This is a genomic window from Microvirga sp. 3-52, from assembly GCF_018383585.1.
Classification (GTDB): domain Bacteria; phylum Pseudomonadota; class Alphaproteobacteria; order Rhizobiales; family Beijerinckiaceae; genus Microvirga.
Map to the genome: position 1 here is coordinate 1 of NZ_JAHAMK010000047.1, position 361 is coordinate 361.

The window sequence follows — 361 nt, forward strand, 5'->3', positions numbered from 1 at the left end:
GCTGAGCCGGGTTGCTCAGGCGGTCACGGCTGACAGCCTGCGAACGGGATCATCGCTCAACGCGCTCAGACTTTCCAGCGACATGTAGCGCCGGCTCACCGCCCATTCATCGTTCTGCTCCAGCATCAGGGCTCCCACCAGCCGGATCACCGCCCGGTCGTTGGGAAAGATCCCCACCACATCCGCCCGTCGTTTGATCTCGCCGTTGAGCCGCTCGAGCGGGTTGGTCGAGGCAATCTGACCCCAGTGCTCGCGCGGAAAGCTCATGTAGACCAGCACCTCCTCGCGCGAGCGGTCCATCAACTCGACCAGCTTGGGACAGCGTTCACGCAGGGCATCAGCCACCGAGGCCCATTGCTCC

At 64.3% G+C, this 361-nt stretch carries 1 protein-coding gene; it reads right to left on the reverse strand.

The window, feature by feature from the left end; translation table 11 throughout:
- Positions 1–15 precede the first annotated feature (15 nt).
- Positions 16–361: transposase (locus KHP60_RS25345; protein ID WP_249689055.1), on the reverse strand; the 346-nt coding region annotated here is incomplete at its 5' end.